Origin of the sequence: Thermomonas fusca DSM 15424 (genome assembly GCF_000423885.1) — a bacterium.
GTDB lineage: Bacteria > Pseudomonadota > Gammaproteobacteria > Xanthomonadales > Xanthomonadaceae > Thermomonas > Thermomonas fusca.
The window spans coordinates 101,149-119,348 of the sequence record NZ_AUIV01000013.1 but is presented as its reverse complement, the minus strand read 5'-3'; the positions used below and the strand labels follow the sequence as shown (position 1 = coordinate 119,348).

General features: G+C 68.0%; 17 protein-coding genes. All 17 read left to right on the top strand.

Features of this window, described 5'->3' with window-relative positions:
• The coding region (locus G582_RS0107895; protein ID WP_028839373.1) for an IS5/IS1182 family transposase at positions 1-216 on the top strand (216 nt) is incomplete at its 5' end.
• A 148-nt stretch (positions 217-364) separates the two neighbouring features.
• Positions 365-877, top strand: coding sequence for a MerR family transcriptional regulator (locus G582_RS16000; protein ID WP_211219319.1), 513 nt, complete (start codon positions 365-367; stop codon positions 875-877).
• Complete coding sequence (locus G582_RS18550; RefSeq protein WP_065427866.1) at positions 874-1,188, top strand: DUF2933 domain-containing protein; 315 nt, start codon at positions 874-876, stop codon at positions 1,186-1,188. The genes G582_RS16000 and G582_RS18550 overlap by 4 nt, the downstream gene beginning before the upstream one ends.
• Before the next feature lies 1 nt (position 1,189).
• Positions 1,190-1,855 carry a methyltransferase family protein gene (locus G582_RS0107885; protein ID WP_028839372.1) on the top strand — a complete coding sequence of 222 codons (666 nt, stop codon included), beginning with the start codon at positions 1,190-1,192 and terminating at the stop codon, positions 1,853-1,855.
• Positions 1,856-1,875: 20 nt separating this feature from the next.
• On the top strand, positions 1,876-4,245 hold the full coding sequence (locus G582_RS0107880) for a heavy metal translocating P-type ATPase (protein WP_028839371.1): 2,370 nt from the start codon (positions 1,876-1,878) through the stop codon (positions 4,243-4,245).
• Positions 4,246-4,267: 22 nt separating this feature from the next.
• Positions 4,268-5,653 carry an MBL fold metallo-hydrolase RNA specificity domain-containing protein gene (locus tag G582_RS0107875; protein ID WP_028839370.1) on the top strand — a complete coding sequence of 462 codons (1,386 nt, stop codon included), beginning with the start codon at positions 4,268-4,270 and terminating at the stop codon, positions 5,651-5,653.
• Positions 5,650-7,167, top strand: a complete 1,518-nt coding sequence (locus G582_RS0107870) for a thymidine phosphorylase family protein (RefSeq protein ID WP_028839369.1) — start codon at positions 5,650-5,652, stop codon at positions 7,165-7,167. The genes G582_RS0107875 and G582_RS0107870 overlap by 4 nt, the downstream gene beginning before the upstream one ends.
• Positions 7,164-8,078, top strand: a complete 915-nt coding sequence (locus tag G582_RS0107865; protein ID WP_028839368.1) for a ribose-phosphate diphosphokinase — start codon at positions 7,164-7,166, stop codon at positions 8,076-8,078. The genes G582_RS0107870 and G582_RS0107865 overlap by 4 nt, the downstream gene beginning before the upstream one ends.
• The gene (locus G582_RS0107860; protein WP_248642723.1) at positions 8,075-10,540 is read left to right on the top strand and encodes a phosphoketolase family protein; all 2,466 of its coding nucleotides are present in this window, start codon (positions 8,075-8,077) and stop codon (positions 10,538-10,540) included. The genes G582_RS0107865 and G582_RS0107860 overlap by 4 nt, the downstream gene beginning before the upstream one ends.
• Positions 10,485-12,155, top strand: a complete 1,671-nt coding sequence (locus G582_RS0107855) for an ABC1 kinase family protein (RefSeq protein WP_248642721.1) — start codon at positions 10,485-10,487, stop codon at positions 12,153-12,155. Before G582_RS0107860 ends, G582_RS0107855 begins: the two co-directional genes overlap by 56 nt.
• A gap of 35 nt (positions 12,156-12,190) precedes the next feature.
• On the top strand, positions 12,191-12,508 hold the full coding sequence (locus G582_RS18175; RefSeq protein ID WP_169380591.1) for a hypothetical protein: 318 nt from the start codon (positions 12,191-12,193) through the stop codon (positions 12,506-12,508).
• 17 nt (positions 12,509-12,525) lie between these two features.
• Positions 12,526-12,672 (top strand): hypothetical protein, encoded by a 147-nt coding sequence (locus G582_RS18170; protein WP_169380589.1) that lies wholly within the window; start codon positions 12,526-12,528, stop codon positions 12,670-12,672.
• Positions 12,669-13,526, top strand: coding sequence for an alpha/beta fold hydrolase (locus G582_RS17510; protein ID WP_138349937.1), 858 nt, complete (start codon positions 12,669-12,671; stop codon positions 13,524-13,526). The genes G582_RS18170 and G582_RS17510 overlap by 4 nt, the downstream gene beginning before the upstream one ends.
• A complete protein-coding gene (locus tag G582_RS0107840) occupies positions 13,526-14,710 on the top strand; it encodes an MFS transporter (protein ID WP_028839365.1) in 1,185 nt (394 codons plus the stop codon). The genes G582_RS17510 and G582_RS0107840 overlap by 1 nt, the downstream gene beginning before the upstream one ends.
• A gap of 2 nt (positions 14,711-14,712) precedes the next feature.
• Positions 14,713-15,906 carry a cyclopropane fatty acyl phospholipid synthase gene (gene cfa, locus G582_RS0107835; RefSeq protein WP_083961085.1) on the top strand — a complete coding sequence of 398 codons (1,194 nt, stop codon included), beginning with the start codon at positions 14,713-14,715 and terminating at the stop codon, positions 15,904-15,906.
• Positions 15,907-15,918: 12 nt separating this feature from the next.
• Positions 15,919-16,566 carry a DUF6629 family protein gene (locus G582_RS0107830; RefSeq protein ID WP_028839363.1) on the top strand — a complete coding sequence of 216 codons (648 nt, stop codon included), beginning with the start codon at positions 15,919-15,921 and terminating at the stop codon, positions 16,564-16,566.
• A gap of 299 nt (positions 16,567-16,865) precedes the next feature.
• Complete coding sequence (locus tag G582_RS0107825; RefSeq protein WP_028839362.1) at positions 16,866-17,921, top strand: type II glyceraldehyde-3-phosphate dehydrogenase; 1,056 nt, start codon at positions 16,866-16,868, stop codon at positions 17,919-17,921.
• The last annotated feature ends 279 nt before the right edge of the window (positions 17,922-18,200 follow it).

The following is an 18,200-nucleotide window of genomic DNA, read 5'->3' as shown; positions in this document are numbered from 1 at the left end:
CGTCGCCATGCCGAGCGCTGGGAGCACTGCAAGGCCAGCCTGCGGGCGAAGGTGGAGCACCCGTTCCGGGTGATCAAGCGGCAGTTTGGCTACGTCAAGGTCCGCTATCGCGGTCTTGCGAAGAACAGCGCGCAGGTGCAGACCTTGTTCGCCCTGTCGAATCTGTGGATGGCGCGCCGGCAATTGCTGCCGGCGGCGGGATCAGTGCGCCTGTAAGGCGGGGAAACCCGCCGGAAAACGCCGGAAACGGCGCGTAAAGGCGGTGACGAAGCAAAAAAGCTGCTCTGTGGCCCAGGATTGAAGCCTCAGGGTGTGTTGATCAGACCTTCCCTAGCGTGATCAGCATCTTTCCGGGAGCGCACCAATGACGGGCAAAGACGAATCAGCGCCGCCGCTGATGACGGTACGCCAGCTGGCACAGCAGGGGGACGTCACGGTGCATGTGGTGCGCAACTATCTGCGGCGGGGCCTGCTACAGGCGGCCACGCATACCGAGGGCGGGTATCAGCTCTTCTCGGCTTCGGAGCTCCAGCGCCTGCACTTCATTCGTACGGCGCAACAGCTCGGCTTCACGCTGGCCGAAATCGAGGAAATCATCCGCCACAGCCTGCAGCGGCATAGTCCCTGCCCGCTCGTGCGGGACATCATCCGGCGCAGGCTCGACGACACCCGTCACCAGCTGGACACGCTGCTCGCCATGCACGGACGGATGGAGCATGCCGTGCGCGCCTGGGCTTCGCTGCCGGACTCCATTCCAACTGGCAACGATGTCTGCGCATTGATCGAATCTGTTGCCGCTGCTGAAGGCGGCGGGTTCGTCAAGTCCACCCCGCGGCGACTTCTTGGACGCCGCCCCACAGAGGAGAATTTGCCATGACAGCCTCCAGTCCTGCCCCCTCAGGCTCCCGACGCTGGGTCTTCTGGATCTTCCTGGCGCTGGCCGTGTTCTATCTCGCCGTCGAGCACCGCGCCCACCTTGGGGGGACGCTTCGCTGGTTGCCCCTGGCCATCCTGCTGCTATGTCCCTTGATGCATGTGTTCATGCACAAGGGGCATGGCGGTCATGGAGGTTCCGGAAGTCATGGGCGCGACGGCAATGCCGACGACACACCCCATGGCCAGCATGAGAGCCGTAGCAAGCGGGCACTGAACGACGAAACGTCCGACACCTCGAACGGAGGGCACTGACATGCAGGCACCCGACTCCGGCTACGGCCTTTGGCTGCTGGCCGCCATCAACACCGCGTTCTTCATCTTCTTCGCCTGGAGCTTCTACAAGCCCTTGACCCGCTGGGACTGGCGGGGGTTCGGGATGTTCTCCGCCTTCGTCGTGGCCCTGTTCGCGGAAATGTATGGCTTCCCGCTGACGTTGTACGTCCTGGGCGGGTGGCTCAGTGCCAATTATCCGCAAGTGAACTGGCTCAGCCATGACGCGGGCCATCTGCTGGAGATGTGGTTCGGCTGGCGCGCCAATCCGCATTTTGGTCCATTCCACATGGCGAGCTTCGTCCTGATCGGCGGTGGCTTCTGGCTGCTGTCGGCCGCCTGGCCAGTGTTGTATCGGGCGCAGCGTGAGGGCCGGATGGCCCGAGACGGCGTGTATGCGCGCATGCGCCACCCGCAGTACGTCGCTTTCGTGTTGGTGCTGACCGGTTTCCTGCTGCAGTGGCCCACGCTGCTCACACTCGCCAGCTATCCGGTGCTCGTGTGGGCCTATGCCCGCCTGGCGCGCCGTGAGGAAAAGGACTGCCTGGGCCGCTTCGGCGACGAGTACGTCCGCTACATGCAGCAGGTGCCGGCCTTCATTCCGCGACGCAGGCGCGGCCCCGCCCCATCCCAGGGAGAAGTCCGATGACACACGTCCACGAACCGCCAGTGCGCACGCGCACCTGGCCCATCGGCGACATGGTGAGTGCCGGCTGCGCGCGCACGCTGGAGAGGGCCGTAGCCGCGTTGCCCGGAGTCAACGCCACCATCGCGAATTTCGCCACCGCGACCCTGCAGGTGTCCTACGACCCGGCCCGCCTGTCGTCGGGCGCGGTCGCCACCGCGATCCGCGACTGCGGCTTCCAATGCGACGCCTCGATGCCCGCTGCCGGCCCGGGCGCAGGCGCGCACGCCCACGCTGCGCATGCCCGGCACGGACCGGGTACCACCGCGGAGCACCCTGCCGACGCCCACGCCGGCCACGGCGATGACGCCAAGGATGCCGGGGGTCACGACGCCCATGCGGGCATGAACCACGGCAGCGATCTGCACGCCGCGGCGCGCGACATGGGCCGCCGCTTCCTGGTCGCTCTCGCCTTCGCGATCCCGGTATTCGTGTGGTCGCCCATGGGCGGCCTGATGGAGCCGCCGCCGGTGCCGTTTGGACTGCGCGAGAACGTCTGGTTGTTCCTGCTGGCGACCGGCGCCGTGCTGTATCCGGGCTGGCCGTTCTTCAGTGCGGCGATTCGTTCGCTGCGCCGCGGCGTGCTGGACATGGCGGTGCTGGTGCTGCTGAGCGTGGGCACCGGCTACGGGTTCAGCATCGCGTCGACGTTCTTCTTCGACGGACCGAACTTCTACGAGGCCTCGGCGGTCCTGCTGACCTTCGTCCTGCTCGGCCACTGGCTCGAGATGCGGGCACGCGCCGGCGCTTCGGACGCGATGAAGGCGTTGTTGAAGCTGTCCCCGCCCCGCGCGGTGGTGCGCCGTGACGGACAGGAGCTCGACATCCCGACCGCCGAAGTCCTGGTCGGCGATATCGTCGTGGTGCGGCCGGGGGCGAAGATCCCCGTCGACGGCACCGTCGCTGAAGGCAGCTCCCAGGTCGACGAATCCATGCTGACCGGCGAGTCGATGCCCGTGCGCAAAGACCCAGGGGCCTCCGTTGTCGGCGGATCGATCAACAAGAGCGGTGCATTTGCCTACACCGCCACCAAGATCGGCAGCGATACCGCGCTGGCGCAGATCATCAAGCTGGTCCAGACCGCACAGAACTCCAAGGCGCCTGCGCAACTGCTCGCCGACCGCGCTTCGCAGTGGCTGGTGCTGGCCGCGATCGTGATCGGGCTGCTGACCTTCGCGGTCTGGTTCTGGTGGCTGGGACAGCCGCTCATGTTCGCGCTCACGCTGACGATCACCGTCTTCGTCATTGCCTGTCCCGACGCACTGGGTTTGGCCACCCCGATGGCGATCATGATCGGCACGGGCCTGGGCGCTCGACACGGCATTCTGTTCAAACACGCCGAAGCCATCGAGAAGAGCGCCCGGCTGGACGTTGTGATCTTTGACAAGACTGGAACCCTGACGGTCGGTGCACCGGAGGTGGTCGACATGGCGGTCGCACCGGGCTGGACGCAGGAGCGGCTACTGGCCACGGCCGCTGCGGTCGAGGCGCATTCGGAGCACCCGCTGGCGCAAGCGATCCTCAAGCGCGCCGGTCCGGCAGCCGAACGCGCTACGGCCTTCACCAACATCGACGGCCAGGGCGCCACCGGGGTGGTTGACGGGGTGCAGGTCCTGCTGGGCAATCGCATCCTGATGGTCGAACACGGAATCGATCTATCCGTGCTGGAAGCGGAGGCCGCGCGCCTTACCGGCGCCGGCCGCACCGTGATCTATGCAGGGGTAGGCGGCGAGCTTGCGGGCTTCTTCGCAATTGCCGACGCGATCCGCGAGACCTCGCGCGCCGCCATCGACGAACTGCATCGTCGCAACATCAAAGTGGCGATGATCACCGGCGACAATCGCCCCACCGCCGAACGCGTGGCGCAGGATCTGGGGATCGACATCGTACTGGCAGACGTGTTGCCTGGCGGCAAGTCCGACGAGGTCATCAAGCTGCAGTCGCAGGGCCTCAAGGTCGGCATGGTGGGCGACGGCATCAATGACGCACCGGCGCTGACCCAGGCCGACGTGGGCTTTGCGATCGGCGCCGGCACCGACGTCGCGATCGAAAGCGCGGACGTCGTACTCATGCATAGCGACCCCTATGACGTCGTTCGCGCGACCACCATCGCCCACGCCACCCTGCGCAAGATGCACCAGAACCTGGGCTGGGCCGTGGGTTACAACGTCCTGGCGTTTCCGCTGGCTGCCGGCGTGCTCTATCCGTTCGTGCTGTCGCCCGAGATCGCCGCGCTGTCGATGTCCGGAAGCTCGGTCATCGTGGCGGTCAACGCACTACTGCTGCGCCGTGTTCGGCTGGCCCCGCGCAACGACGCGGTTCCCTCATCTACCTCCGCCAATGCCGCAGCGTAGCCGTCAACCCACAGGAGCACCCATGAACAACGAAACCAGCCCCACCCTGCAATTCCTCGGCGCCGCGGGCACGGTCACCGGCTCGCGCTATCTGGTCGAGGCCAATGGCCAGCGCGTGCTGGTCGACTGCGGCCTGTTCCAGGGCTACAAGCAACTGCGCGAACGCAACTGGGCTCCGTTTCCCGTTGAGCCGTCTTCGATCGACGCGGTCGTCCTGACCCACGCCCACCTGGATCATTCGGGCTACCTGCCCGCACTGGTCAAACAGGGGTTCCGCGGGCGGATCCACTGCACCCACGGCAGCGTCGCCCTGTGTGGCCTGCTGCTCCCCGATAGCGGACACCTGCTCGAAGAGGAGGCGAAGTACGCCGCACGCAAGGGCTACTCGAAGCACAAGGAGCCGCGACCGCTCTACACAGAAGACGACGCCCGTCGCAGCCTGAAGCAGCTCAAGGGGAATGACTACGAGCGGGACATCGAGGTCGCGCCCGGCTTCACAGTCCGTTTCCATCCCGCCGGCCATATCCTGGGCGCCGCCCACGTCAGCCTGGACGTGCAAGGCCAGCGCCTGCACTTCAGTGGCGACCTGGGCCGGCAACAGGAGTCGCTGATGAATCCGCCGACGCCCCTGCCCGCCTGTGACGTACTGGTCTGCGAATCCACATATGGCAATCGGGAACACGTTCCGATCGACCAGGAGGCGGAGCTGGCCCCCATCATCCGCCGCGTCGCTGCCCGTGGGGGCGTGATCGTCATCCCCGCCTTTGCCATCGGCCGCGCCCAGGCGCTCATGCTTCACATCGCCCGGCTGCGTGAGCGGCAGGAGATTCCCCGCGTCCCGGTCTACCTCAACAGCCCGATGGCGATCAACGCCACCAGGCACTACCACGACCACCACTCCGAGCACCACGTGTCCGACGAGGACTGCCAGCGGATGTTCGACGTGGCCACCTTCGTCAACACTGTAGAAGAGTCGAAGGCGCTCAACCGACAGCGCGGCCCGATGATCATCATCTCGGCCAGCGGCATGATCACCGGCGGGCGCGTGCTGCACCACATCGAGGCGTTCGGATCAGACGACCGCAACGCAATCCTGCTCGCGGGTTACCAGGCCGGCGGAACACGCGGCGCCGCGCTGGCGGCAGGAAAGCGCACGTTGCGCATGTTCGGCCGGGAAATTTCCATCCGCGCCGAAGTGGTGCAGCTGGAAGGCTTCTCCGGCCACGCCGACGCCGGGGAGCTGCTGGACTGGATGCGCACCGCGCCGTCCGCCCCGCGCATGGTCTACCTCACCCATGGCGAACCGGATGCGGCCGATACGCTGCGCGGACGCGTAGAGCGCGAGCTGGGCTGGCATGCGCGCGTGCCGGAGCACCTGGAGCGTGTTGGCCTGGGGGATGCGCGATGACCGGGCAGGCCGCAGGCCACACCCGGCTGCGCGTCACCCGTGCCGGGATCGACACCTACCAGCAACCGGTGGTCTACATGCATCGCGACTGTGAAGTCTGCCGCTCGGAAGGCTTTGCCGCGATGACGCGCGTGAGGCTGGACGTCGGCGCGCGCACGCTGGTGGCGACGCTGAACGTGGTCGTCGACGATCGGCTCGGCCTCGACGAGGTGGCGCTGTCGGAGGCCGCGTGGACGCTCCTCGATCCCATGCCCGATGCCCTCGCCCGGGTGCGGCATGCGGAACCCGCGTCGTCGGCAGGCGCGCTCCGCGCCAAGGTGTTCGGGGCACGGCTGGACGACGCGCAGTACCTCGCCCTGGTGCAGGACGTGATGGAAAGCAGGCTGTCGGACCTGGAGCTTGCGGCTTTCGTCACGGCCAGCGCGGGCGACCGCCTCGACAACGCCGAGACGACCTCGCTGACACGGGCCATGATCGCCGTTGGCCAGCGCCTGGATTGGGGCGATGGGCCGGTGCTGGACAAGCATTGCGTCGGCGGCCTGCCCGGCAATCGCACCACGCCGATCGTGGTGGCCATCGTGGCTGCGCTGGGCTACCGCATCCCGAAGACGTCCTCGCGCGCGATCACGTCGCCCGCGGGCACCGCCGACACCATGGAGGTCATGGCGCCCGTGGCGCTCGATCTGGCGGCGATGCGCCGGGTGGTGGAGCGCGAGGGCGGCTGCATCGTCTGGGGTGGCAACGTGCGCCTGAGTCCGGCCGACGACATCCTGATCCGGGTCCAGCGCCCGCTGGACTTCGACAGCGACGGCCAACTGGTCGCCAGCGTGTTGTCGAAGAAGATTGCCGCTGGCTCCACCCACGTCCTGATCGACATGCCGGTGGGTCCGACCGCCAAGGTGCGTGGCGAGGCCGCGGCCAACAGCCTGGGCACGCGGCTTGAACACACCGCCGCTGCGCTTGGATTGCAGCTGGGGATCCATCGCTCGGACGGCACCCAGCCGGTGGGCCGCGGAATCGGCCCGGCGCTCGAGGCGCACGATGTGCTCAAGGTGCTGCGCAACGCAGCCGATGCACCCGCCGACCTTCGCGAACGCGCACTTGCGCTGTCCGCGGCGCTGCTGGACATGGCACCGGGCAGCAACGCCGGCACCGGACTGGAGCGCGCGCGCGGCGTGCTGGATTCCGGGGCGGCGCTGGCCAAGTTCCTGGCGATCTGCGAGGCCCAGGGAGGCTTCCGCGAACCGCCACGGGCGGCGTTCACCGCCGACGTCCCGGCGCCTGCATCGGGCCGCATCGCGGCGATCGACAACCGCAGGCTGGCCAAACTGGCCAAGCTGGCCGGCGCCCCGACATCCCCCACCGCCGGCCTCGAAACCGGTCTGCGGATCGGCGATACGGTCGAGCGCGGACAGCCCATGATGACCCTGCATGCGGAGTCGCCGGGAGAACTGGCCTACGCCCTGGAGCACGCCGCGACGCTGCAACCCTTTGTGCTTGGAGAGGTTCCATGACCCGTGTGCTGATGCCCTTCCCGGCCGATGCAGTGTTGGCCGGCAACATCAACCAGCCCCTGCAGGCGCGCATTGCACCCGTGGCTTGGCGGCACTTCCCAGATGGCGAGTCGCTGGTCACCCTGGACGACGCACTGGCCGGAGCCGATGTTGCGCTCCTGGCCAGCCTGCGCAACGCCGATGCCACGGCCCTCCCGTTGCGCTTCGCCGCCCGGACCGCGCGCGAGTTCGGGGCTCGTTCGGTCGGCCTCATCGCACCCTACCTGGGGTATATGCGCCAGGACACCCGCTTCCATCGCGGCGAGGCGGTCAGTACACCGCTGTTTGCGCAATTCCTCGAAGAGGCTTTCGACTGGCTGGTGACCGTGGACCCGCACCTGCACCGCGTCGAGCGCCTGCAGTCGCTCTACCGCATTCCGACGGTCCACGTATCGGCGACGCCGGCCGTGGCCCGCTGGATCGCTGAGACCGTCCCCGACGCTGTGCTGATCGGCCCTGACAGCGAGAGCGAGCAGTGGGTAGCGGACATCGCCGCCCTGTCCGGCATGCCCTACCAGGTGCTGGCCAAGGAGCGGCACGGCGACTACGACGTGCGCGTCAGCCTGCCCGACCCGGCAGCCGTGGCTGGTCGGACTCCGGTGCTGATCGACGACATCGTGTCGTCCGGCCACACGATCCTGGAGACCCTCGCACACCTGCGCCGGTTGTCGTTGCCGTCGCCGTTGCTGGTCGCCATCCATCCGGTGTTCGCAGGCGACGCCTATGCCCGCCTGCAGGACGCGGGCCTGGCCCGCATCGTCAGCACTGACACCATTTCCCACCCCTCCAACGCCATCGCGCTGGGTGCGGACCTCGCCGCCGCGGCATCGACCCTGATGACCGCTTCGACCGATTCCCCGGAGGACCCATGAACCTGCATCTCAACTGCTGCACCGCCGACCAGCTGTCGGCCGCCGAGCGCCAGCGGATCCTTGAACTCGCCGACGCCCACCGGCAGGCCGATCCGGCGTTCGCCCATTGGGCGGCCGGCTACGGCGTGATCCGGCATGACCCGCTCACCCAGCTGCGCGTCCGCCAGATGGTGCACGAGCTGGTGGCCCTGGGCCGCACACCCGATGCCGGCACCGCCTGGCAGCGGCTCGCCGCGGCCGACCGCATCACCAGCGCCGGCATGTGGCTGGTGGCGCACATGACCTACAGCCAGCGGGTCCGCACCGACGGCGCGGCCCTCGAGGCCGATGACTTCAAGGCCACGCCCGAAGGCCACACCGGCGGGTCCCTCAACATGGTGCCCGCCTACGCCGGCTACCTGCTGATGGATTCCCTGGATGGCGTCACCCGCGCGTGGATGATGGGCCAGGGGCACTGCGTGGCCGCCATCGACGCGCTGAACGTGCTGGTTGGCAACATGACCGACCGGCACGCCGAACGTTACGACCGCACCGGCGAAGGGCTGAGCCGGTTCGTAAGCGACTTCTATGCCTACACCCTCAATCCGGACGGAACGCCGGCGTCGCCCCTCGGCTCCCACGTCAATGCGCACACCGCCGGGGGCGTGATGGAAGGCGGCTATCTCGGCTTCGCCGAACTGCAGTACGTGCATGCGCCACTGAAGGACGAGCGTCTGGTCGCCTTCCTGAGTGACGGGGCGTTCGAGGAACAGCGCGGCAGCGACTGGGCGCCACGCTGGTGGCGTGCCGAGGACAGCGGGCTGGTCAGCCCGATCATCATCCTCAACGGGCGGCGCATCGAACAACGCAGTCAGATCTCCCAGCAGGGCGGCGAGCGGTGGTTGGACCGGCACCTGCGCTTGAACGGCTTTGATCCGGTCGCGCTGGACGGGCGCGATCCGGCCAGCATCGCGTGGGGCATCCACGTGATGGAGTCGCGCCTGCAAGCGGGCGCCGCCGTTCCCGATGCCGACGTGCGGCTGCCCTATGGCATCGCCGAAACCGTCAAGGGCTTCGGCTTCCCCGGCGCCGGGACCAATGCCTCGCACAACCTGCCCCTGCCCGGCAATCCGGCGAAGGACGCCGAGGCACGCGCGCTGTTCAATGAAGGCACGGCGGCGCTGTTCGTGGCTGCGTCCGAGCTCGATGAGGCCATTGCCGCACTCAACAGCCACGATCTCCAGCAGCGGGTGCGCGAGCGCGACCATGCGTTGGCTGATCGTCAAGTGGATCCGCCCCGCGCTCCAGCGATTGCCGACCGCACCGTCGGCGGTGAAAGCTCGCCAATGACCGCGCTCGACGAGCAATTTGTCGCCATCGCCGAAGCGAACCCGGGGCTACGCGTGCGCGTGGGCAATCCTGACGAGCTGCGCAGCAACAAGCTCGACCGCACGCTGGACGCGATGAAGCACCGGGTGCACGAACCCGAGCCCGGCGTCGCCGAATCGCCGACCGGCGCGGTCATCACCGCGCTCAACGAGGAAGCCGTGGTCTGCGCCGCGCTCGGCAACAAGGGCGGGCTGAACCTGGTGGTCACCTACGAAGCGTTCGCACCGAAGATGCTCGGCGCCGTGCGCCAGGAACTGATCTTCGCCCGTCACCAGGCACAGGCGGGGCGACCGCCCGGCTGGCTGGGCGTGCCTCTCGTGCTGACCTCGCACACGTGGGAGAACGCGAAGAACGAGCAGTCCCATCAGGATCCGACCATGGCCGAGGCGCTCCTGGGCGAAATGGCCGACATATCGCGCGTGGTGTTTCCCCCGGACGCCAACGGCGCCGCCGCGGCCCTCGCCCACGCCTACGCGCAACGCGGCACGGTCACCACCCTGGTCGTCCCCAAGCGACCGGTGCCGCACGAGCTGACACCGACGCAGGCGCAGGGGCTGGCCACCCAAGGTGCGCTGTGCCTGGCCGGCAACCCGGCGACAGCGGCGATCCTGCTGGTCGCCACCGGTGCTTACCAATTGCAGGAAGTGCGCCACGCGCAGGTGCGCCTCGTTGAACGTGGCGTGTCGGCAGCGATCCTGTATCTCGGCGAGCCCGGCCGGTTCCGCACGCCGCGCGATCCGGACGAGGCGCGGTACGTGCACTCCGACAGCGAGGTCCATGCACTGTTCCCGGCGGAACGGCCGCGCATATTCGTCACGCATACGCGGCCCGAGCCCTTCCTGGGCGCGCTGCGCCGGCTCGACACTGGCCCGGCCACGACCGCGGCGCTCGGCTTCGTCAACCGCGGCGGCACGCTGGACGTGCCGGGACTGCTGTTCGCCAACCGCAGCACCTGGGCGCACGTGGTCGATGCGGCTGCAAGCGTCCTCGGCGAGTCCCGTGGCAACCTGTTGACCGAGGCGGAGCTGGCGGCAGTGGATGGCCAAGGCGATCCGGCCACCATCCTGCGCCCAGCAACGGGCCCGGCATCGTGAGCCGGCCGGCCAGGGCCGCGCGCTGATGGCGGGCACGGTGCGGCGCGGAGGGCAGATCGCCTGGGCCGGACTGAAGCTCGGGGCCGCCGTGCTGCGCCTGCGCCGGCGCGCACCCGAACGGCTTCCCGCGTACGTCAGCGCCACCTTGGTCGGGCTGGGCACCACCTTCGTCAAGCTGGGCCAGGGCTTGAGCCTGCGTTGGGACCTACTGCCGGTGCCCTATCGCGAGGCGCTTGCGCGGTTGCACAGTGACGTGCCGGCGTTTCCGGCGGACGAGGCGAGACGCATGGTTGAACAGGCGTTCGGCGCGCCGGTGGACGCGCTCTTCGCAAGCTTCGATGACAAGCCGTTGGCCGCGGCGTCGGTGGCCCAGATCCATCCGGCGCGCATGCAGGATGGTCGCGATGTGGTCGTCAAGATCACCCGCCCCGGGATCCATGCCCAGGTGCAGGCCGACCTGCGGCTCCTGCGGCGCACAATGCGCGTGGCCCAGTGGATCTGGCCGCCCCTCAAGCGACACCGCCCGCTCGAACTCGTAGACGAACTAGGCGCATTCCTGCGCGACGAGATCGACATGCGTCACGAGGCGCAGAACATGCGGCGCATGGCCAAGGTGCTTGATGCGCTGCCCGGCATCACCCAGCCGCACGTCGTCGAGCCGTACGCCACCCGCGACGTGCTGGTCCAGGATCGAAGCCACGGCACCCGTCTGGAGGCCGCCTACGGGACAGCGGCCGCTCCCGAGCTGGCACGGGCGTTGCTCGATGCCTACGTGCATCAGCTCTTCGGCGCCGGCGTATTCCATGCAGATCCGCATCCTGGAAACCTGTTCTTCTTCGACGACGGTCGCCTGTGCCTGCATGACTTCGGCTCGATCGGCGTGCTCGACCCGGCATCCCGCCTCGCGCTTGGCGGCATGGTCGAGGCCATCGCGGCCGACGACGCCGAGGGCGTGCTGGATGCGGCAATCGCCTTGGGTTTCTTCCCGCCACAGGTCGAGCGACGCTCACATGTGCGAGAGATCCACCTGATCCTGGCCGAGATGGCCAGCCGCCCGCTGGCGGAATGGTCCATTGCCGAGGCGATCTGGCGCGTGGCACGCATTGGGCAGGGCGCTGGCTTCCGGCTACCCGCCCACCTGTTGGCCCTGATCCGCACGTTGTTCTTGGTCGAGAACACGCTGCGGGCACTGGATCCGGACATGGACCTGCTGGGCACGCTGTCGGCGCAGGCAGCCGACGTCATGGCGATCGTCGACGCCAGCCGACCCGCGCGCCGTCCGCTGGCGATGCGGCTGGCACGCACCGCCCGCCAGCTGCCGCAGATCGCCACCGACCTGTTGCGACAGGCACAGCTGAGTGACGGACGACCCGCGTTCTCGGTGCACCACCACGGCCTGGCTCCCACGCACGAGGCGCTTGCGCGCACCGGCAACCGGCTGGCGCTGGCCCTGGTGACCTTGGGCCTGTACGTGAGCGGCTCCCTGCTCGCCCTGCACAGCACCGGTCCGCTGCTGGCCGGACATCTGCCATGGCTGTCCGTCATCGCGTTCGCCGGCGCAGCGCTCCTGTCGCTGCGGCTCGTCGTTGCCATAGGGCGATCAGGCCACCTGTAAGCGCAACAACGCCACTGATGTCCGGAGGAACCGCCATGAAACGTCGCCTTGTCCTGTCCCTCGTCGGCATGCTGTCCCTGGCCGTCGGCAGCGCGTCCGCCACCGAGGCGCCCATGGCGGGTCCAGTCCAGCATATCGATGGATACACGCTGTATTTCGGCATGGTGCCCAGCGCGATTGCTGCGCCCTCGATCGGAACCCACAGCCCCGGTCCGCGCGACGCGCACGGATTGCCGCGCGGGGACTATGCGCGCGAACATCACCTGCTGGTCGTCGTCGAGCGCATGCGCGACGGGTGCGTCCGACAAACGTGCAGGTCGTGGCGACCGTGCCGATCGCCGGGCAGACGATAAGTCGCACGCTCGGGGCGATGTCGATCAACGGCTCGATGAGCCACGGCGCCGTGTTCGTACTCGCGGGCCCGGGGCGCTACGTCTTCACCACCACCGTGCGCGTGCCTGGCGAGCCCGAACTGATCGTCGCCCGCTCCTCCTATACGCTGGCGCACAATCCATGACCACGCTGCCAGGCTTTGCCGACCCGGCACATCCCGGTCTTCCCGAACGCCTGCATGTGGAGTCTCTCGGCCGGGGGTCGCTACGGGTGACGTTCCTGCCGGGCTTGGGTGGCACCACGCGCTACTGGACCTCGACGCCGGTGGCACCGGCGTTCCGGCATGCGCAGACCGAGCTGGTCGATCTCTACGGGTTCGGGCACTCGCCCCGGCCCTGGTGCCGCTACACGGTCGAGCGGCACGTCGACGCGCTCGCACGCACCCTCCAGGCCGGCCCGCCGCGGGTCCTCGTCGGCCATTCGCTCGGCGCGGCGCTGGCGCTCGCCTTGGCCGCGCGCCACCCCGACCGGGTCCAGGCGCTGTGCTTGTTCAGCCTGCCCGACTACGGCTCGCGCGCTGGCGCGATCGAATGGTTCGCCAGTCAGCGCGGTGGCTGGGTCTACACGAACATGCTGGCGACCGCGCTCGCGTGCCTGGTCACTCGCCGCGTGGCGGGCCGTTGGCTGCCTTATCTGGTGCACAACGTTCCGCCCGAGGTCGCGCGCGACCTGGTGTTGCACAACATGGCCTCGTCCACCACATCGCTGTGGGAGGTGCTCTACCGGCACGACGTGCGGGCCGACGCGGCCGCTCTGCCACCGGACCTGCCAGTAGCGTGTGTGCACGGCCTGCGTGACGCGACGGCACCGCCTGCGCGCGTGAACGAGCTGGCGGCGCGTTTCCCGCTCTGGCGCCATGTGACGCTGGATGCCGACCATCATCCGTGGTTGCGCGATCCGGGCGCCTGCCATGGGGTAGTCGACGCCCTCTGCGAAGCGGTGCGGCCCCAAGCCGTCCGCGCCGAGGCGATCGCGTGATGGCCGGACGCGAACCCGTCGGCATCCCGAGCGCGCGGCCGGGGTTGGCGGCGAGCGCAGCGGTTGCGCTCGCCTACGGCGTGGTGCTGCCGGTCCTGCCCACGGTGGTGGCTTCGTCGCCTTCGCCGGCGCGCGCGATCGCCGAGTTGATGGCGGTCTACAGCGCCGCCATGGTGGTGACGGCACCGATCTGGGTACGGGTCTGTCGCCAACTTCCGGCACACCTGCTCGTGCGCCTCAGCCTGCTTGGCCAGGCCGCGGCGATGATCATGCTCCTCTGGTCTTCGGAAACGACGATGCTGCTGTTGGCGCGCGGCCTGCAGGGCATCTTCGCAGGTGCCGCACTCCCCGCCCTGCAGACCGCCGCTTCGCGCGCCGCTGGCAGTGAGGGCGACCGCTCGCAGCGCCTGTCGGACCTGACCCGCGCCGCGCTGGTCGGCGGCCTGCTTGGCCCCGGCGTGGGGGCGGTCGCGGCGCCCGACGACAGCCTGGTCGGCCCGGTCCTCGTCGGCGTTGCCGTGCTCGTGCTTGCAGCCGCAGCGCAGCGGCCGGCGACCGGGTCCTCCACCATTGTCGTGGCCGGCCCGGGTTCGCCACGCGATCGCGACGTCGTCGTCCTGATTCTGCTGGCTGCCCTGGCGGCTGCGGCAATGAGCGTTTACGAGGTGGGGCTCGCGACGCAGGGGCGCCTGGTGGATGGCCTGTCGGCACGCGCGCTCGGCTTCATGTTCACGGGCTGCGGGGTGGTGATGCTGCTCAGCCAGTCGCTCGTCTTCCGCCCGCGACACGACCCGTTGCGCGCATTCGCCTGGGTGGCGCCCTCCTTCGTCGCCACCGCTGCCGGCCTCGCGTTGCTCGCCTGGCTCGGGGGCCGGTGGCCGAGTGCGCTCGGCCTGATCCTCGTGGCGGCAGGTGGCGGCGTGCTGCAGCCGGCGCTCGTCTACTGGACCTCCCGCGCCGCGGGGCCCGCCGAGGCCACCGGTCTGGGGTGGCGCGCTTCGTTCACGAGTGCCGGCCAGGCGCTTGGCAGTCTTGCCGGCGGTTTCGCTTTCGCTGCGACCCTTGTGGGAAAGATCGCGCTGGCCACCCTCCTCTTGACCCTGCTCGTCGCGGCCATGCTCGCCCTCGCACGACGCCGTGCACCGGCCGGGCTTCCATATTCCGTACCGACTCACGAGCGATGACCATGTCCAAGACCACTCATCCTGCTGCCCACCGCGCCGCCCCTTCCGGCGACGCCCCGCATGCCACCCCGCCGACGCGCCGTCCGTTCCCTGGCCAGGCGGCCGTCACCGCTGTTCTTGCACGGGCCGACGTCCTTGTAGACGGGCCGCACCCCTGGGACATGCGTGTCCACGACCCTGGCGTGTTTCCCCGCCTGCTGCGTAACGGCTCGCTCGCACTTGGCGAGACCTACATGGAAGGCGCCTGGGACTGCGAGGCGCTGGACGAGATGCTCACGCGCCTGCTGTGCGCGGGGCTGGAGGAGGCCGTCATCGGCTGGGCCGACCGCTGGGACGCCTTGCGTGCGCGGCTGTTCAACCGCCAGCGCGGGCGGCGCGCGTTCAAGGTCGGCGAGCGCCACTACGACCTGGGCAACGATCTCTACCGCGCCATGCTGGGCACGCGCCTGGTCTACAGCTGCGCGTACTGGAGCGAGGCGGCCGACCTCGACGCCGCGCAGGTCGCCAAGCTCGACCTGATCGCGCGCAAGCTGCAGCTCGCGCCGGGCATGCGTGTGCTCGATATCGGCTGCGGCTGGGGCGAGGCCCTGCGCCACTTCGCCGAGCACTACGGCATCAGCGGTGTGGGCCTGACCATCTCCAGGGAGCAAGCGGACTTCGCGCGCGAGCGTTGTGCCGGGTTTCCCGTCGAGATCCGCGTGCAGGACTACCACGATGTGCGCGGCGAGTTCGACCGGGTGTTTTCCGTCGGCATGTTCGAGCACGTCGGCGTGCGCAACTACCGCGCCTACTTCGAGACAGTGCATCGCTGCCTGCGGCCGCACGGCCTCACGCTGCTGCACACCATCGGCACCAACCGCTCGACCAACCACACCGACCCCTGGATCGAGCGCTACATTTTCCCCAATTCGATGCTGCCCTCGGCGGCGCAGATCACCGCCGCCAGCGAGGGTCTGTTCGTGCACGAGGATTGGCACAACTTCGGTGCCGACTACGACCGGACGCTGCAAGCCTGGCGTGGCAACATCGAAGGTGCGTGGTCCCGGCTGCCGGCCCGCTACGATGAACGTTTCCGCCGCATGTGGCGCTATTACCTACACGCCAGCATGGCCGCATTTCGCAGCCGCAACGCGCAACTCTGGCAGCTTGTCCTTTCCCGCGACGGCGTGCCGGGCGGCTACGTCGCGCCCCGCTGACAGGAGGTCGCCATGTGCTTTTCCGCCACCGCAAGCTTTTCCGCCAGCGTCGCACTCACCGGCATCGGCGTGCTTGCGCTGCGCGCCGCGCACACGCCCGGCGAGCGCATGTTCGCCTTGATCCCGCTCCTGTTCGCCGCGCAGCAGGCGACGGAGGGCCTCGTATGGATGAGCTACCCGTGGGATGCACCGACCTTGCGCGCCTGGGCAACGCAGGTCTATTCGGTCTTCTCCCACCTGGTCTGGCCCGTCTTCATCCCATGGGCGGTGCGTGCACTCGAGCCCGTGCCATGGAGACGGCGCGTGTTGGTCCTGCTCGGTGTCGCCGGCCTCGCGAGCGCCCTGTTCCTCCTCTTCGGCATGGTCGTCACGCCGATTGACGTGGTCCCGACCGGGGGCCACCTCGCGTATCGCTCACCACATTTCTTCCTGCCGATATCACTGACGCTGTATCTCGCCGCGACGACGGTGGGGCTGGGCGTGTCGAGCCAGCCGGTGATCCGCTGGTTCGGCGTGCTGGCACTGGCATCGGCGGGCTTCACCTACCTGGTTTATGCGCGCTGGTTCATCTCGGTCTGGTGCTTCTACGCCGGCTTGCTCAGTGTCATGGTCTACATCGAGCTCGCGTCGCGCCGAACCGCAGCTCGCCCTGCACCCTGACCTTCTTGCACTTCATGATTCCCGCGCTGGCCCGCAGGCACACGAGAGATTCTGGCTGCCGCCAGCCCGGCTTTCATGGCGGTCTTATCTTGTCCTTCCCGTTGTCTCACGGCGCGCCTGCGCCACTTGGCACATGGCGTAGACCGGAGGTCTGATAGAGTGAGCGCCATTCGAGGATCTTCATCAAGCCTGGTGTCCAAGCGACAGCAGCTGACCCGCTACGTGGAATACTCGGCCCGCGTTCCTGAGACAACCGGCGACACTGACAGCCGAGCGAACTCCGCTGTGAGGAGAAGACGATGAGCCAAGCGAAGAAGTGCAGAGTCGCCGTCAACGGCTACGGCGTGATCGGAAAGCGTGTCGCCGAAGCCGTGGCCAGGCAGGACGATATGGAGCTCGCAGGAGTGGCGGATATCAGTACCGACTGGCGTCCGCGCGTGGCGCTGCAGAAGGGCTTTCGCCTGTTCGGGGCCACCGGGGAACATACGCAGGCGATGCGGGAGTCAGGCCTCGAAGTCGTGGGAAATCTGGAAGATCTGCTCGGGGTGAGCGATCTGGTGGTTGACTGCACGCCGAAGCGAATCGCGGCGCTGAACGTTGACATCTATCGACAAAGGGGCATCAAGTTCATCGTCCAGGGTGGCGAAAAGCACGAGGTGACCGGACACTCCTTCGTCGCCGAGGCCAGCTATTCGAGCGCATTGAACCGGGAAAGCACGCGAGTCGTCTCCTGCAACACCACCTCGATCGTCAGAACACTTACTGCATTGAAGCACGCGGGTCTGCTGCGCCGCGCGCGCGGGACGCTGCTGCGCCGCGCCACGGATCCGTGGGAAAGCCATCTCGGCGGCATTATGAACACCCTCGTCCCCGAGCCTGAAATTCCCAGCCATCAGGGGCCGGACGCGCAGTGCGTCGACCCCGCTTTGGATGTCATCACGATGGCGGTCAAAGTGCCGGAGACCTTGGCGCATCTGCATTACTGGTCGGTGCAGTTGACGCGACCGGCCTCCACTGAAGAGGTGCTCGACGCCTTTGCCGCATCGTCCCGGATCGCGCTGATACGCACGGATGCCGGATTGTCGGCTCTCAATACGGTCAAGGAGCTCATGGCCGATCTCGGCCGGCCGCATGACAATCTCTATGAAGTGGCTCTGTGGTCGGACATGTTGAAAGTCGAAGGGGACGAGCTGTTCTACGCTTACATGGTCGACAATCAGGCGATCGTCATTCCAGAGACGATCGACGCCGTCCGGGCGTTGACCGGAACGATGAGCAACGCTAAAGAATCGATCGCCAAAACCGATGCAACACTCGGGATCGGCTTGCTGACCCAAATCGCCGGGCGACGATGATTGCAAAAATATTCGGCGCCCACCTCGGGCTTCAAGCGCGTCCGATCCGGGCGCAACAACGGCTCTGCGATCGATGAACCTTCCAGACCCCGCGTCCTCGAGTCCAGGTCAGGCGATATGTTCGCCAATTTCACGGGACGACCGGGTCCACTTCCGCCAGAAAGTTCGCCCGGCGCGTCCACTTTCGCTTGCCCAGTCACTCGGCACCACCGAAGGCCAGCTGCATTCATCGTCTGCCCCCTGAGGTCGCGCAATGCTGGCCTGGACGTGGGTCAAGCG

Coding starts and splice junctions, on each gene's coding strand:
- G582_RS16000 (WP_211219319.1), top strand. CDS start 365: ATGACGGGCAAAGACGAATCAGCGCCGCCGCTGATGACGGTACGCCAG.
- G582_RS18550 (WP_065427866.1), top strand. CDS start 874: ATGACAGCCTCCAGTCCTGCCCCCTCAGGCTCCCGACGCTGGGTCTTC.
- G582_RS0107885 (WP_028839372.1), top strand. CDS start 1,190: ATGCAGGCACCCGACTCCGGCTACGGCCTTTGGCTGCTGGCCGCCATC.
- G582_RS0107875 (WP_028839370.1), top strand. CDS start 4,268: ATGAACAACGAAACCAGCCCCACCCTGCAATTCCTCGGCGCCGCGGGC.
- G582_RS0107870 (WP_028839369.1), top strand. CDS start 5,650: ATGACCGGGCAGGCCGCAGGCCACACCCGGCTGCGCGTCACCCGTGCC.
- G582_RS0107865 (WP_028839368.1), top strand. CDS start 7,164: ATGACCCGTGTGCTGATGCCCTTCCCGGCCGATGCAGTGTTGGCCGGC.
- G582_RS0107860 (WP_248642723.1), top strand. CDS start 8,075: ATGAACCTGCATCTCAACTGCTGCACCGCCGACCAGCTGTCGGCCGCC.
- G582_RS0107855 (WP_248642721.1), top strand. CDS start 10,485: ATGGCCAAGGCGATCCGGCCACCATCCTGCGCCCAGCAACGGGCCCGG.
- G582_RS18175 (WP_169380591.1), top strand. CDS start 12,191: ATGAAACGTCGCCTTGTCCTGTCCCTCGTCGGCATGCTGTCCCTGGCC.
- G582_RS18170 (WP_169380589.1), top strand. CDS start 12,526: ATGTCGATCAACGGCTCGATGAGCCACGGCGCCGTGTTCGTACTCGCG.
- G582_RS17510 (WP_138349937.1), top strand. CDS start 12,669: ATGACCACGCTGCCAGGCTTTGCCGACCCGGCACATCCCGGTCTTCCC.
- G582_RS0107840 (WP_028839365.1), top strand. CDS start 13,526: ATGGCCGGACGCGAACCCGTCGGCATCCCGAGCGCGCGGCCGGGGTTG.
- cfa (WP_083961085.1), top strand. CDS start 14,713: ATGTCCAAGACCACTCATCCTGCTGCCCACCGCGCCGCCCCTTCCGGC.
- G582_RS0107830 (WP_028839363.1), top strand. CDS start 15,919: ATGTGCTTTTCCGCCACCGCAAGCTTTTCCGCCAGCGTCGCACTCACC.
- G582_RS0107825 (WP_028839362.1), top strand. CDS start 16,866: ATGAGCCAAGCGAAGAAGTGCAGAGTCGCCGTCAACGGCTACGGCGTG.